General features: G+C 30.3%; 13 protein-coding genes. 3 read left to right on the plus strand and 10 right to left on the minus strand.

Annotation, left to right across the window (positions count from 1 at the left end; translation table 11 throughout):
* Positions 1–11: 11 nt before the first annotated feature.
* The 4 genes from ruvB to CLCOS_RS02450 all read right to left on the minus strand — a co-directional run bounded on the left by ruvB (position 12) and on the right by CLCOS_RS02450 (position 3,344).
* Complete coding sequence (gene ruvB / locus CLCOS_RS02435) at positions 12–1,058, minus strand: Holliday junction branch migration DNA helicase RuvB (protein ID WP_063600056.1); 1,047 nt, start codon at positions 1,056–1,058, stop codon at positions 12–14.
* A 13-nt stretch (positions 1,059–1,071) separates the two neighbouring features.
* Positions 1,072–1,668, minus strand: coding sequence for a Holliday junction branch migration protein RuvA (gene ruvA, locus CLCOS_RS02440; RefSeq protein WP_063600055.1), 597 nt, complete (start codon positions 1,666–1,668; stop codon positions 1,072–1,074).
* Positions 1,669–1,856: 188 nt separating this feature from the next.
* Positions 1,857–2,459 (minus strand): hypothetical protein, encoded by a 603-nt coding sequence (locus CLCOS_RS02445; protein ID WP_013240012.1) that lies wholly within the window; start codon positions 2,457–2,459, stop codon positions 1,857–1,859.
* Between the two features lie 60 nt (positions 2,460–2,519).
* Positions 2,520–3,344 carry a ComEC/Rec2 family competence protein gene (locus CLCOS_RS02450; RefSeq protein ID WP_023162183.1) on the minus strand — a complete coding sequence of 275 codons (825 nt, stop codon included), beginning with the start codon at positions 3,342–3,344 and terminating at the stop codon, positions 2,520–2,522.
* Positions 3,345–3,636: 292 nt separating this feature from the next.
* On the opposite strand from CLCOS_RS02450, the gene mltG reads away from it, so the two are divergent.
* A complete protein-coding gene (mltG, locus tag CLCOS_RS02455) occupies positions 3,637–4,455 on the plus strand; it encodes an endolytic transglycosylase MltG (RefSeq protein WP_013240014.1) in 819 nt (272 codons plus the stop codon).
* Positions 4,456–4,931: 476 nt separating this feature from the next.
* On the opposite strand, the gene CLCOS_RS02460 is transcribed toward mltG, so the two are convergent.
* From CLCOS_RS02460 to hflX, 5 genes are all read right to left on the minus strand, one after another.
* Positions 4,932–5,672: a YebC/PmpR family DNA-binding transcriptional regulator gene (locus CLCOS_RS02460; protein WP_013240015.1), complete on the minus strand. Its 741-nt coding sequence runs from the start codon at positions 5,670–5,672 to the stop codon at positions 4,932–4,934.
* A 253-nt stretch (positions 5,673–5,925) separates the two neighbouring features.
* Entirely contained in the window at positions 5,926–6,570 is a 645-nt protein-coding gene (locus CLCOS_RS02465) for a YigZ family protein (protein WP_013240016.1), read from the minus strand.
* A 283-nt stretch (positions 6,571–6,853) separates the two neighbouring features.
* On the minus strand, positions 6,854–8,275 hold the full coding sequence (locus CLCOS_RS02470; RefSeq protein WP_063600054.1) for a PLP-dependent aminotransferase family protein: 1,422 nt from the start codon (positions 8,273–8,275) through the stop codon (positions 6,854–6,856).
* A 142-nt stretch (positions 8,276–8,417) separates the two neighbouring features.
* Positions 8,418–9,314 carry a nucleotidyltransferase domain-containing protein gene (locus CLCOS_RS02475; RefSeq protein WP_063600053.1) on the minus strand — a complete coding sequence of 299 codons (897 nt, stop codon included), beginning with the start codon at positions 9,312–9,314 and terminating at the stop codon, positions 8,418–8,420.
* Between the two features lie 155 nt (positions 9,315–9,469).
* Positions 9,470–11,257, minus strand: a complete 1,788-nt coding sequence (gene hflX, locus CLCOS_RS02480) for a GTPase HflX (protein WP_063600052.1) — start codon at positions 11,255–11,257, stop codon at positions 9,470–9,472.
* Positions 11,258–11,565: 308 nt separating this feature from the next.
* Between hflX and hpt the strand changes: the two genes are divergently transcribed.
* The gene (hpt, locus tag CLCOS_RS02485; protein WP_013240020.1) at positions 11,566–12,087 is read left to right on the plus strand and encodes a hypoxanthine phosphoribosyltransferase; all 522 of its coding nucleotides are present in this window, start codon (positions 11,566–11,568) and stop codon (positions 12,085–12,087) included.
* Positions 12,088–12,138: 51 nt separating this feature from the next.
* On the opposite strand, the gene yunB is transcribed toward hpt, so the two are convergent.
* Positions 12,139–12,777, minus strand: a complete 639-nt coding sequence (yunB, locus tag CLCOS_RS02490) for a sporulation protein YunB (protein WP_063600160.1) — start codon at positions 12,775–12,777, stop codon at positions 12,139–12,141.
* Between the two features lie 156 nt (positions 12,778–12,933).
* Between yunB and CLCOS_RS02495 the strand changes: the two genes are divergently transcribed.
* The gene (locus CLCOS_RS02495; RefSeq protein ID WP_063600051.1) at positions 12,934–15,285 is read left to right on the plus strand and encodes a transglycosylase domain-containing protein; all 2,352 of its coding nucleotides are present in this window, start codon (positions 12,934–12,936) and stop codon (positions 15,283–15,285) included.
* Positions 15,286–15,334 lie beyond the last annotated feature (49 nt).

A 15,334-nucleotide genomic window follows, 5' to 3' on the forward strand; every position in this document is an offset into this window, starting at 1 on the left:
TCTTGTGTAAATCACATTTTGTCGTCGAACAATGAAGACTGGTTAAAATTTTTTTTAGAATTTGTACTTCTCTTTCTGTTAAAATGTCTATAAGCACTGTCCGATGCCACTCTACCTCTTGGGGTTCTTATTATAAAACCTTTTTGGAGTAGATAAGGCTCATACACATCTTGTATAGTATCTAACTCTTCTCCTATAAAATAGGCTAAGGTTTCTATCCCCACAGGTCCTCCATTAAAATTATCAATTATAGCTTTTAATATTTTATTGTCTATGCTATCAAAACCTTCGTTATCAACTTCCATCAATTCAAGAGCTGCTTGACTCGTTTTAACGTCTATTATACCATTTCCCTTAACCTCGGAATAATCTCTAACTCTTTTTAATAATCTGTTTGCAATTCTAGGTGTTCCCCTGGACCTTTTTCCTATTTCAAAAGCTGCATCCGTTTCTATTTTTACTTTAAGTATATCAGCTGATCTTACTATGATTTCACTGAGTTCATCTTCTCTATAAAACTCCATAGGACATAGTACTCCAAACCTATCCCTTAGTGGCGCTGTTAAAAGTCCCACCCTTGTAGTAGCACCTATCAAAGTGAATTTAGGTAGGTCCAATCTTATAGACTTTGCTGCAGCTCCCTTTCCTATAACTATATCTAGTGCATAATCCTCCATAGCAGGATATAATATTTCCTCTACACTTCTATTTAACCTGTGTATTTCATCTATAAAAAGTACATCCATATCATTTAAACTGGTAAGTATTGCAGCCAGGTCTCCTGCCCTTTCTATAGCTGGTCCAGAAGTAATTTTTAGGTTTCCTCCCATTTCCACAGCAATTATATTAGCAAGAGTAGTTTTTCCAAGACCTGGTGGTCCATAAAGAAGTACATGATCTAGTGCTTCCTTCCTATTTCTAGCGGCCTCTATAAATATCTTTAGTTTATCTTTTACCTTTTTCTGCCCTATATATTCATTGAGTCTCTTAGGTCTCAAACTATACTCATTTTCTGTATCCTCTTTAATGTTAAGGGGGGTAACTATTCTATCTTCCATACTATCACCTAACCTAATTCATTAAAAATTTAAGAGCTTTCTTTATCATATCCTCAGTAGAACTTTCTTTTGTTTTATCTATGGAAGCTAAGGCTTTATTTCCTTCCTTTTCCGAATATCCAAGTGCTATAAGAGCCTCCAAGACCTCAGAAGTATTTTGAGTTGCATTTATATTGTCAATATCATCCTCACTATTCGTAAGTTCACCTACATCTATCTTGTCTTTAAGTTCAAGTATGATTCTTTGGGCAGTTTTCTTACCTATTCCAGGTGCCCTTACCAAATTTTTTTCATCTTCAGATATTATAGCATATTTCAAATTATTTACGTCACTTATGGATAAAATCGAAAGTGCTGCTCTTGCCCCTATACCATTTATAGTAAGTAAAAGTTTAAACATACTCAATTCTTCTTTAGTTAAAAAGCCATACAATCCTATAAAATCTTCTCTCACTATCTGCTGCAAATACAACACTATATTTTCTCCTACCTTTGGAGTTTTTGCAATCGTACTGCCAGATGTATTTATTTTATAGCCAATTCCATTATTCTCAACTACTATATAATCTTTATTTACACCTTTATATATTCCCTTTATGTATTCATACATCTAAAATTCCTCCAAAATATCGAGACTTATTAAAATTAAGCAAAGCGTTATATTGTAACATATAATACTTTATCATTTTAAGTACTTTAGTTCAAGTACTGCAATTCACAATATGGAATTTGTTAAATAACAAATAATGATACTTTTTTCACTAACGTCAAAAAATATAGAAAAAGCCTCAAAGGCTATTATTCATAGTCTTCAAGGCGTGATTCTGCTTCATCTCTTGTATTACACTCAAAGTATTTATCTCCCTTAGTTAAAAGCCTTATATCTTCTTCTTTTAATTTGCTTGTCTTTATATCAGTTACATCTCTCTTTTCATTTTCTATAAACATATTCCCCTGATTGTCTGTCTTATATATAGCAATTAGACCATTCTTTATTCCAAGTACATATTTATTAGGCTCATATTTATCCACTTCTTTTACAAGTACTACTTCTTTTGCACCGAACTTATTAACCTTATATCCAGCAGTCTTGTATATATTTTCAACTTCATTTTTGCTTTTACCTGCTAATTTTCCAGCCAATTCTTCTTTTTCCGTCTTAAGTTCTCCACTTTTATTATATTTTATTTTAAATATAATTTTAGCTTTTTCAGGAACAGTTGTACTTATATTAGAATTTGTGTTTACAGTGTCATAAGTTTTATTTCCTTGTCTAACCTGTTTTATTTCTCTATTCATATTTACATTTTGAAATCCAACTACACATATGTAACAACTTAAACCTAAAATTAAAATAGTAAATATAACCAATACTACTGTACGAACTTTTCTATTATCCATAATATCCCTCCTTTTTGAATATTATGGACACTTATCCTAATTATATACACTATATTAGGATTATTTTAATTTTATAGTAGTATTATTTCTATCGGAAAATAGAATTTTATTTTTAATCACAATATTTCCCTGTCTGTCACTTCTCCATACTACAATCCCTTTACTTGCTAACCTTTTTTCAACTCGTTTATCTGGTGTATTTATTCCATCACTAGTTACAATTGCTACTTTAGGTTGTATCTTATTTAAAAATTCTACCATTGTGCTGGTATTAAGACCATGGTGCGGTACCTTTAGTACATCACATTTTTTTAGCTGTTTTGTCCTTATCATGTCATTTTCTTCTCTTTTTTCACAATCTCCCGCAAATAGATAATTCAAACCTCCTATTTTACCTTGAAGTACAATTGAATTGTTGTTCTCTACACTACCATCTTTATAGATAGGCCCAACAGCTTTAAGATTCACACCATAATGTTTCACACTCCAGCCTTTTCCTATGTATTCCACAGATACTCCCATTTTAAGCAATTTATCTGCTATAGAATATTTAATATTATTTTCATAGTCAGGTAAATATACTTTATGAGCCTTTGTCGACTTAGCTATATTATATATGCCATCATAATGATCATCATGATAATGAGTTAATATTATACCTTCTATTTTATTTACATTATTTGAATTTAAATATTTTATAACCCTATTAGTATAATATGCAGCTCCTGAATCTATTAAATAATTTTTATTACCTAATTTTATTAAAGTACAATCCCCTTGGCCTACATCTATAAAATGTACTTCACAAATACCATATTTAGCAAAAGTACTATTGCCCATGAACATTATAACAATAACTACTATAACAATTAATTTTTTCTTCAAATTAATACAAGCCTCCATCCATTAGGCATTTGAAAAAATAGGGCAGTATACTGACTAGTTATTTCTTTGAAAATGCCTTAATTACTATATTTATTTTTTGTATAAAAATCAGTTATATTCTAAAATTTCACAAAAAATAATCTAAGGTATATAAAAGAAAATAATCAGTAAAATATACTAGCATACTGACTAGTTATTTTTTTAATATGCCTGAGTAAAATATGGTATACTAATAATAAAAATATTTAAACAATAAAAAGGAGTGAAGTTGTTCTTATTAACCTAATAATTCATGGTTGATATAGACATTATAATTATGAAACTTAGAAAAATCATATCTATATTCGTTGTTATTGTTTTAGCATTATACGGTTCATTTTATGTAAGGAATAAATTAATTAATAGGCATAATAGAGTTAACAGAGCTGTAGTAAAAGTTGTTATACCTGAAGGATATACAAATGAACAAATAGGAAAGACATTAGAGAAATCAGGATTAGTTACAGAAAAAGATTTTATGAATACAGCAGAAAACTGGTCAGATAACAATTACTGGTTTTTAAAAGGTCTTCCTCAGGACAAGCATAAGCTAGACGGTTTTTTATATCCTGCTACATATACTTTTGAAAAAAACACATCAAGTAAAGAAATCATAAATGAAATGCTTAGAACTTTTGAAACAAATATAGAACCAAGTAAAAGTTATATAACTAAAAATAATTTAAGCATAAGAAATGTTATAATAACAGCTTCTCTAATAGAAAAAGAAGCGCGAAAAGATGTGGACAGGCCAAAGATAGCCAGTGTTATTTACAATAGATTAAATAAAAATATGCCCTTACAAATAGATGCAACTATTCTCTACATAATAGGACATAAAGATAAAGTATATAATAGGGATTTAACTGTAAAATCTCCTTATAATACCTACTTAAATAAAGGATTGCCGCCATCTCCAATATGTAATCCAGGAACAAAATCCATAAATGCTGCAATGCATCCTGAAAGAACTAATTACCTTTATTATGTACTGGACACTAAAACCAATACACATGTATTTGCAGAAACCTATGCCCAGCATATTAAGAATGTGTCTTTATATGGAAAGTAAAAAAGTTTTTTCTTGAATAACATTTATATTCGAGAACGTGCCTAGATTTGTGTAAATCAAATCTAGGAACGTTCTCTAAGGGTTATCAACAAACATGCCTGAATATTCCTGCATTTCAGTTAACACAGTATCTAATTTTCCTTTATAAAATCTGCATATTCGTCCATGGGTGAACCTCCTTAAAAATCATTGTACCTAAAAGACTTCGCCACACTTTTCCTACTATTTGTCAAGTCTTTTTCAAGATTTTGATAAAAATTATTATATAAAAAAGAACAGGTATGTATTTTTTAACACACTCTGTTCCATAACTATAATATTTATTTCTTAACTTAATAACATTGCTCCTCATGTAAACTTTTTATATTCACATGAAAAATGGTTGTCATAATCAATAAGTATTAAAACTTAAATGTTTATCTGCGGTAATGACAAACATTCAAGTTTTTGCTATATGTAAAACTACTTGAAATCTTTTATCCTTCAAATTCTTCAGGGAATTCAGCATTGTGATAAACGTCCTGAACATCGTCATCGTCCTCAAGTTTATCTATAAGTCTTTGAACCTTTCCTGCAGTTTCCATATCAACAGCTACAGTATTGTCTGGTATCATTGTAATATCTGCAGACAGAAATTCAAAACCCTGTTCCTCTAGTTTTTCCCTTACTGTACCAAAGTCTTCTACAGTAGTAATTACCTCAAAGACTTCTTCTTCAGCAATAAAATCTTCAGCACCTGCATCTAATACCTGCATCATTATTTCGTCTTCATCCATGTCTTCTTTTCTCTCTATTACTATCTGGCCTTTGGCCTGGAACATCCATCCTACACAGCCGTTAGCACCTAAATTACCACCATGTCTTGAAAATGCTGCCCTTACATTGCTAGCACTTCTATTTTTATTATCAGTTAAAGCTTTTACTATCATAGCAACTCCGCTTGGTCCATAACCTTCATAGGATATTTCTTCGTAGTTTACTCCTGTAAGTTCTCCTGAACCCTTTTTAATTGCCCTCTGTACTGTATCCTGAGGCATATTATTTGCCTTAGCTTTTGCTATAACATCTCTTAATTTTGAATTGGAATCTGGATTTGATCCGCCTTCTTTAGCAGCGATTGCCAGTTCCTTACCTATTTTAGTAAATATCTTGCCTCTTTTTGCATCTGCTTTACCTTTTTTTGCTTGTATATTATGCCATTTTGAATGTCCTGACATACAAATTTCCCCCTAACTTACGGTTATAATTATTTATATTAATTATGCAAATTGTATTATATCATATAAAAGCTGTTAAACACAAATGTACCCTACCTATAATTAATCATTTAAGAATTGAATATTGCAAAGTTTTTAAAAGTTTAAAGCTGAAATATCAAAGTTCAGACAATGATGACTTCTTTCATACCTCAGGAAATCTATAATTTTAATATTTTCTGACGTTAGGAGGAAAATTATCATTATCTGCTGTTTATTCTTTGATAAGCCTTGTATCAATCTTAAAATAAAATTCCTCATCTCCAACTATCACTTCACATTTCCCATTTGTCAGTTCTATAATCTCATTTATTAATTTATCTACATCTTCCGAAATATAGTTTATCGACACACAAATTTTTTCCGTATAGTCTATATTCTCTATATGAATCGACTTTTGTTCAAACATATATTGTAATTTTCCCAAAGTATCATACTCTATAAATATATCTAACTGACATCCTTTTACTTTTTCCACTATTCCAGATTCATCAATTGAGAGAGCAGCAGACTTTGTGTAAGCCTTTACTAATCCTCCTTTACCTAGAAGTGTTCCTCCAAAATATCTAGTAACTACTATTACCACATCTGTTATTCCCTTTTTCTTTATGACATCTAGTACTGGTATTCCTGCAGTTCCTTGAGGTTCTCCATCATCGCTGTATCTTTGTATATTCATTTTTTCTCCAATTACATAAGCATATACGTTATGTGTTGCTTTAATATTCTTTTCCTTTACTTTACTTATAAATTTTTTAGCCTCGTTTTCAGTATAAACTCTTTTTATACTTCCTATAAATATAGACTTTTTTTCCTCAAATTGACAACTAGCTTCATCCTTTACTGTAAAGTAACTCACAGATAACCCACCTTTCAAAATATCCCTCTAAACTATTTTAATATATACTATAAACAGAGTTCTTGGCATCAGATGGAGTTTTAACTCCATCTGATGCTTATTAACAGCCTTCTTAGTGCTTCAGCACTTAGAAGGCGTTATCCTTTAGGGAAAATCGTTATCCAGGGACGTAGCCGCTCTTTACTCACACTTGAAGAAAAGCAGATATCCCAAATCTTTGATTTGGTGATAGTCGCTTTCACAGAGTGCGTGGGAGTATTAGTGCGGGTAGTCATCGGACAAATTACATAATTATAAGTTCACTTAATATTTGAATTCCACTTTCTATATTTTTTTCATCCACATGTGAAAAACCAATTTTAAAGTACTTTTTACCTTCTGAAGGTACTTTATAAAACAACGTACCTGGTGTAATTAAAACTCTTCTATTTTTTGATTTTCTAAAAAGCTCTATAGAATCTATAACTATGTTCTGGTTTATTTTTAAATAAAAATGAAGTCCTCCACCTGGTTCTACAAACTCTACTTGATTTTTTAAATATTTATCTATACATTTTTTCATATATACATATCTTCTTTTATAGACTACATTTAAATCATTTATATAACTTCGCCACAAGCCTTTTCTTATATATAAATCCAGAGCCCTTTGCATAAGACTGGATGTAGATATATCTGTATTTATTTTTGAATTTTGAATGCTTTCTTTAAATTTCTTAGGAGGTATCAAATATCCAATTCGTATTCCTGGCAAAAATATTTTTGAAAAGCTTTTTATATAAACAACCCTGTCACTACTATCTAAGCTTTTAAAACTACTATATTTTATACTATCATCATAAATTAACTCTGAAAGATAATCATCTTCTATTATATAAAAATCATATATATCGGCTAATCTGAGTATTTGCCTTTTCTTTTCATTGCTATAGCTTATCCCAGTAGGATTTTGAAAATAACTCATTGTATAAAAACATTTCACTTTGTTTTTTTTAAGTATTTTTTCAAGGTTGTCTATATTAATTCCATCTTTTTTAATAGGAGTTTCGATTATTTCAGTTCTTCTCCATTTAAATACAGATAGTGCCCCACTGTATGTTGGTTTTTCAACTATTACAGTATCATTTGTATTTAAAATAGCCTTTGAAACCACATCTATACCTTGCTGCGCTCCTGAAACTATAAGTATATCATCCTTATCTATGTTTCCATTCCAGAACACATCACTTATACTATTTCTGAGTCCATCATATCCGAGGGATTCTTGACATATCAAAGCCGATGAGCCATCCCTATCCAGAACCTCATTTAAAACACTTTTAAAGAAACTTATCTGAAAAAATTCACCACTTGGAGTTTCTCCGGTAAAATCTATATAATTTTTTACTTCATCGCTAGATATCTTCTTCAGAACCTTTGAGTATTCTCTACTAAAGTTCTTATTTATATCCCTCTTTTTAGCATAAGTTCCACTGCCAATTTTTTGAGCAGCATAGCCTTCAGCTTGAAGCCTTTTATATGCATTTACCACAGTGATTTTATTTACATTTAAAAATTCTGCCATTTCTCTTATAGAAGGTAGTTTCTCCCCGTCTTCAATTTTATTTGTATCTATCAATTTTTTTATATGTTTTTCTATTAATAGATATTTAACAGTTTCTTCTCTATTTAGATTCACAAAATATTTATTAGAAATAAAATTCACTTCCCTGCTATAATTTACAATAGATAATTGACAGTTGTCAATTGTTAATTGTCAACTGTCAATTATCACAAAACATTCCTAGTGCTAAATTCTATTTTATAACAATAACTGCATTATGTTAATACAAATTTAATTTATCCAATTAAATAAAATATACATTTTCCTTAAATAATACAGTTCCATCCTTTAACTTATAGTTTCTCGTTTCTTTTTTAAGTATATTTCTTTCCCATAACTTATTTAATATTTCTTCCATATTTATATTGTAATGATAAAATAACTCATCATTTTTTATATCTTCTGAACTTAAAAAACAATCCTTTTCTCTCATATAATTTAATAATAACTTAGTCGTATTTCTTATATCTCTATTTACATTTTCTGTTAAATAATCTATAGTACTATTTATAGAATCAACTATATTTTCATTTTTAAAAAATAATTTGTCTACACATTTTTTAAAGTTGTCATTTAAATTCATAGAAATAGTCATAGAATCTTTACTTATCATATGTCCTGAAGAATTTACATATAATCTGGAAAACTCTTCAACAGAACGTACTGCAGCAATATATGCAGTATATACATTGTCATTTTGAAGATATTTTTTACATATACCCATACTTTTAAATAACTCTCCAATATAGTACATATTCCATCTTTCTCTATCTAAATCTGAATAATATCTTCCAGTATCATATTTTGAAGTTATTTCCTTATCCTTTGAAAATACCAGTCTGGATGAAGATATTATTCTAGATATAAATCCACCCTTTAAATTTTTTTCAGGCATCTGCAGGAAGTTACTCTTGCTTACAAGTTTAACATGAATTTGAATTCCCTTTTCTTCAGTGTATATGTTTTTAATACTGCCCCTTTTATTATCAAACACTACAAGTAAGTCGATATCAGATTCATCCCACAAATCGCCAGTGACCATACTCCCAAAAACCATAACTGCAAGGACAAAATCATTTGCTTTAAGTCTATCAATGGTACTGTTAAAAGCCTTTTGATATTGTAATATAGTTTTTTCCAATTTAGTCTCCCCCTTTTGGACTTTATGAACTTGAATTTCTATATATTATATAATATATTTTTATAAAAATTCAATGGTAAAATTATTTTTTTGCTATTTTACCAAAAAAGAGCATCTAATATTTTCATACTAATACTCTCTTTTTTAATATCCAATTATTTTGGGTTAATTATGAACTTCTTAAATTTATTGTATGTTTTTTCATCTACAAGTGCATTTACATAGGTGCCATCTTCCCTATAATCTTCATTCTTTACCTTACAATATTTATGAATAAATGACACTGCAGACTGTTCTGTATAAGGAATTAAATATTCTGCTTTTTTTATATTATGAGGAAGCATTTCCAATACTCTTTTCAAGAGCTTATCTAAATTTGTACCATATTTAGCTGATATAAATATTGCATTTGAATTTTTGTATCTATCTTTTATACCGCTCAATTTAGTATCTTCTAATTTATCAATTTTGTTTAATACGATAAGTACAGGTTTATCATTTACGTCAAGTTCGCTCAGCACTTCATTTACTGCATCTATCTGTTCTTCTGCATAATCGGATAATGCATCTACTACATGTAATAATAAATCAGCATATTGTACTTCTTCTAAGGTAGATTTAAATGCTTCTACCAGATCATGGGGAAGTTTTTTTATAAAACCTACAGTGTCTGTCACTGCAATTGTTCTACCATCTTCCAATTCCACAGCCCTAGTAGTAGTGTCCAAAGTAGCAAATAACATATCTGCTTCAAATACCTTTTCTTTATTTACATTTTCTCTAGTGACAGCTACTTCACACAACTTATTTCTTAAAGTAGATTTACCCGAATTAGTATACCCCACCAGTGATACCTTATTTATCTCATCTCTCTTCTTTCTTTGAGTTTTTCTAACCTGCTTTATTTTCTTCAGTTCTTTACTAATTTCATATATCTTTTCTCTTATATGTCTTCTATCGGTTTCCAACTTCTTTTCACCAGGTCCTCTAGTACCTATTCCTCCTCCAGTCCTTGAAAGAACTATACCGAGTCCTGAAAGCCTAGCTAACCTGTATTTTAGCTGTGCAAGTTCCACCTGTAACTTAGATTCCTTACTCCTTGCCCTTGAAGCAAATATATGAAGTATGAGAGTAGTTCTATCTATTACTTTTATTCCTAGGTTTTCTTCTAAGTTTCTAACTTGAGAACCAGATAATTCATCATCAAAAATTACTATATTTGCACCACTGAGCTGTGCAATTAATGCTATCTCACTTACTTTTCCCTTTCCTACATAAAAAGCAGTATCTATAGTGTCTCTTTTTTGAAGTATTTTTTCTAACACATTAACATTACAGGCTTTTGCCAGTTCTTTTAATTCATCCAAGCTGTCTTCAGTATCTGTGCCCACAAGTAATGCTCTCTCTCCTGCTTCCTGCAGCACATATTCATCATTCATCGACTTTTCTATTTCATTTACTTTTTGTACTATATTAAAGTTAACTGCGTCCTCTAAAGTAAGCTTTTCTGAAACTTCACTTATAACTTCTCCATCTTTTACCTTACAAAATCCTATGGTAATACCCGTAATTCCATCCTTGTCAACCCCTATAGCCGCTATACAGTCTAATCTTAATTTTACTAAAGCTGAAATATCAATTTGGGAAAGTCTTGAATCTCCATTAGGATGGGTATGTACTATCCTAATACCACAGAGTTTATTTTGGTTTCCCTCAATTTCAGTAATACTCACAGTACTACTATCTCCAACAGATATGCTTACGATTATTCCTCTTTTATCAATTGCCAGGCTTAATTCTCTATTTAAATAAGTAGTAATTCTAGAAAGCACTTCTACAATTTCCCTGCTGCATATGCTTTCTTTTGAAACTCTTATATCATAAATCTTTTCCAATTCATCTAATGTCGAATTTTTTATTCCTTCTGTATTTCCATATATCAAAATATCATCTCCATATCTATCAATTCACAGTTTACAATTTCAGTAGGTTTTCTATTACAACAGAAAATAGTCCTTAATTGTGAATTGTTCATTATAAATTGATCACTTCATATTATTTTTATATTAAATTAAAATTTTGTATGCACAAAAATTGAGTTTATAGCTATCGTATAATTCTATACTAAATAAAAAACATTGTAAACACATTACTTCATGTCATTGAAAATTTTCAGAAATCTTGTTAATATTGATAATATAATTTTATATTATGGCAATCATTAATTTAATATACACCATGGAGGAATATTATGGAAAACAAATCGAAAAACATATTGATATCCCAAGAACGAATTGGAAAGAGGATAGAAGAAGTAGGTAAAATAATAACCACTAAATATAAAGATAAAAATTTATATGTATTATCCCTTTTAAGAGGAAGTTTTATATTTACAGCAGATTTAGTAAGACAAATAAAGCTTCCTGTAAAAATAGGATTTATGACAACTTCAAGTTATGGAAATTCTGAAACATCATCTGGTGAAATAAAAATTGTAAATGATATATTAGACGACCTGAAAGGGTATGATGTTTTAATTGTAGATGACATAACAGATACAGGTATTACTATGGACTTTGCTATAGACCATGTAAAATCTCTAGGTGCTTCCAGTGTAAAATGCTGCGTTCTTCTAGACAAACCTGACAGAAGAAAAATTTCATTGACCCCAGATTTTTGTTGTTTCGAGATTCCCGATGTATTTGTTGCAGGTTATGGATTAAATTATGGAGATTATTATCGGAATGTACCTTACATATTTAACTGGGAATAATTTTGTTTAAATAATGGCAAAGCTCTTTTTAACATTGAGCTTTGCCATTATTTAATTACCGGATTTTAACTTAACTCCAGTTTTATCAAGACCTAAATCTATGGCTGTTTCTGGTACTTTTCCCACTATAATTGTTTCTGATATGGGCACTTCATTTTTTACTTGTATATCCTTACTTCCAAAAGGAATCATCACCCTCATGTTTGTCTTTACCTGTACACTTATTTTATGTCTAGCTTGATTTATACCTGCACTTTCAAAGCTTGACAAATATTTAGTCTCTATGTAACCTATAGGCTGCATCCTAATTGTAATGCTAGGTCCAAAAAACGCTAGCAAATTGTTTTTCATTATATATCCCATAGGAATCTTCAAACCAACTTTTCCTACATTTCTTAGCTTGTTTTGGGATTCCAATGCCACATCGCAAGCTATTTTATTCATTTTTAGTGTATCTGCTCTAACCATAACTATATTATCTTCCTTATCTTTTTCCACCTGTATAATGTCTTTATAAGTAAATTGTTTTGAATACTCCTGCATTATAACTGAGTTTATAGTTTGTGTAACTACAGCTCTTATTTCTACATCTGAAGCTGTAATTATAGCAGGAGTTATCCTTGAATTTACAAAATAAAGACACATTACTGTGGATATAGTTATAACAGATATTATTAATATAATTTTCATTTTCTTAATGGGAACTTTAAATTTTTTTATCTCTTCCACATCCTTATGATTTGATACATAATATATATATGACAATAACTTCGCGTATTTACCTAAAGATTTAATTTATGTTATAATAATTTAAAAAATGTACACTTCAAAATAAGGAGGAAATTTATGGTCAAAAAGCGTAAAAAGGCTCGAAAAAAGGTTTTTAAACATGGAGCTGCAATTTTATGTGGATTATTAGCATTGGTATTTGCTGCAGCATTGGGTTTAACTGCAGCTGTTATAAAAAATTCTCCTCCACTAGACATAAGCCAAATATCGAATTTAAACGAACCTTCCGTTCTATATGATGATAAAAATAATTCAATGGACGTACTAGTTACCCCACAGCAAAGGACGGTAATACCTTTTAGCAGTATGCCCCAAAATTTAAAAAATGCTTTCGTAAGTATAGAAGATGAACGATTTTATAAACATAAAGGCATAGACTTAAAAAGACTCATAGGTGTAGTATTTATAGATATTAAAAGCAAATTTAGTGGAAATACTGGAATTCAAGGTGCATCTACCATAACCCAACAATTAGTTAGAAATATATATTTATCTTCTCAAATATCTTATAAGAGAAAAATGCAAGAAATATATCTTTCCTTAAAACTTGAAAAGAAATTGAGTAAAACTCAAATACTTGAGGCTTACATGAATACAATTTATTTAGGAGGAAGAGCATTAGGTGTTGAAGCTGCTGCTAAACAGTACTTTGGCAAATCAGCAAAAGATTTAAACTTAATTGAATGTGCTTTTATTGCAGGTATGCCTCAAAGTCCTTCTGTATATTATCCTTATTCTCCTACAGCTAAAAAAAATCCATCTATATATTTAAATAGAACTACTACTGTAGTAAAAAAAATGTATGAGAATGGATATATATCAAAGGATCAGTACACAACTGCTGTAAATGACATTGCAAATGGTAAACTGGATATAATGTCTCAACCTACTGTAAATAATGGATATAACAATGAATGGTTTACTGTACCTGTTATAAATGCAGTAAAAAAAGATCTAAAATCTAAATACAAATATACAGATGAACAGATTGAGAATTTACTTATGTATGGTGGTTTAAAAATACATACTACTATGAATAAAGACCTACAGGAAAAAACTGAAAACACCTTAAATAACGACAGTATTTTTAATTCTTCATCTCCAGATAAAAATGGAATAGTTCAACCTCAGGCTTCTGCTGTAGTCATGAATTATCATACAGGTGAGGTAAAGGCGCTAGTTGGTGGAAGGGGAAGCCAGCCAGCCAGATCTTTCAACAGAGCTGCATCTGAAAAATATTTAAGGCCTTCTGGTTCCAGTATAAAACCTTTAACTGTATACAGTCCTGCTGTAGATTCACAACAATTTACTGCAGCTTCTACAGTAGATTCTTCTCCATTATCACCTGAACTTGCCAATAAATATGCTTCTAATGGAGAACCTTATAACCCTAAAAATGATGAAGATACTGATTTCGGAACTGTAACTTTAAGAACTGCCTTAACTAAATCCTTAAATACGGTAGCCGTTAAAGTAGAAGATAGAATGGGTTTAAAAACTGGAGCTGATTATGCAGAAAAATTTGGTATAACTTTAGACGAGCATGATAGATCCAGTATAGCAGCACTTTCCCTTGGAGAGCTCCATCACGGTACAAATACACTTTTGATGTCTGCTGCCTATGGGACTTTTGGAAATTCTGGGAAATACACTACTCCAAAACTTTACACTACAGTAGTAAATAGAAATGGTACAGTTTTACTTGATAATAAAACCCAAACTAAAAAAGCACTTTCTCCACAAAGTGCCTATGTGCTATATCAAATGTTAAAAGGCCCTGTAAGTGCAGAAGGAACTGGTAGCAATGCTAACTTAGGAGATATGCCTGTAAGTGGTAAAACAGGTACTTCTGAGGATAGAAAAGACCTGTGGTTTGTAGGACTAACCCCTTATTATTCCGCTGCAGTGTGGATTGGTAATGATGATGATTCTGTATTAGATGGCTCTTTAAGCAGTAATTCTGCAGCCCAACTTTGGGCTAATATAATGTCTCCTTTCCATCAAGGTTTAGAGGCAAAAGATATTGAAATGCCAGATGGAGTTGTAACTTCTCCTATATGTTCTAAATCAGGAAAACTTCCTGTTTCAGATTGTCATACAGATCCTACAGGTAATAAAGTTTATACTGAATATTTTATAGATGGAACAGTTCCCTCAGATTATTGTAATGTATCTCATTCATGGAATGCACTTGATAACTTACCTGAGAATAAAAGCAAAAAAAATAATGCTGCTAATAAAAATAACTGGAATTCTGATAGTAATATAAATGATAATCCTAATAATACTAATACAAATACTAATACAACTACTGATACAAACACTAAAGATAAAAAAGACACTACCAACGATGAAAACTCAAAGGATGTTAATAATTTACCTACTACAATTCCTAGTACAGGAAATTAACTTTATACTGATTTAATTTAAAGGGGATGTTCAAAGCAATTTAAAAAAT

The organism is Clostridium coskatii (assembly GCF_001675205.1).
GTDB classification, from domain to species: Bacteria; Bacillota; Clostridia; order Clostridiales; family Clostridiaceae; genus Clostridium_B; species Clostridium_B ljungdahlii.

Bases quoted from the DNA above. Each gene is read 5' to 3' on its own strand.
- hpt (WP_013240020.1), top strand. From the start codon at position 11,566: ATGGAAAACAAATCGAAAAACATATTGATATCCCAAGAACGAATTGGA.
- ruvB (WP_063600056.1), bottom strand. From the start codon at position 1,058: ATGGAAGATAGAATAGTTACCCCCCTTAACATTAAAGAGGATACAGAA.
- ruvA (WP_063600055.1), bottom strand. From the start codon at position 1,668: ATGTATGAATACATAAAGGGAATATATAAAGGTGTAAATAAAGATTAT.
- CLCOS_RS02495 (WP_063600051.1), top strand. From the start codon at position 12,934: ATGGTCAAAAAGCGTAAAAAGGCTCGAAAAAAGGTTTTTAAACATGGA.
- yunB (WP_063600160.1), bottom strand. From the start codon at position 12,777: ATGAAAATTATATTAATAATATCTGTTATAACTATATCCACAGTAATG.
- CLCOS_RS02460 (WP_013240015.1), bottom strand. From the start codon at position 5,672: ATGTCAGGACATTCAAAATGGCATAATATACAAGCAAAAAAAGGTAAA.
- mltG (WP_013240014.1), top strand. From the start codon at position 3,637: ATGGTTGATATAGACATTATAATTATGAAACTTAGAAAAATCATATCT.
- CLCOS_RS02445 (WP_013240012.1), bottom strand. From the start codon at position 2,459: ATGGATAATAGAAAAGTTCGTACAGTAGTATTGGTTATATTTACTATT.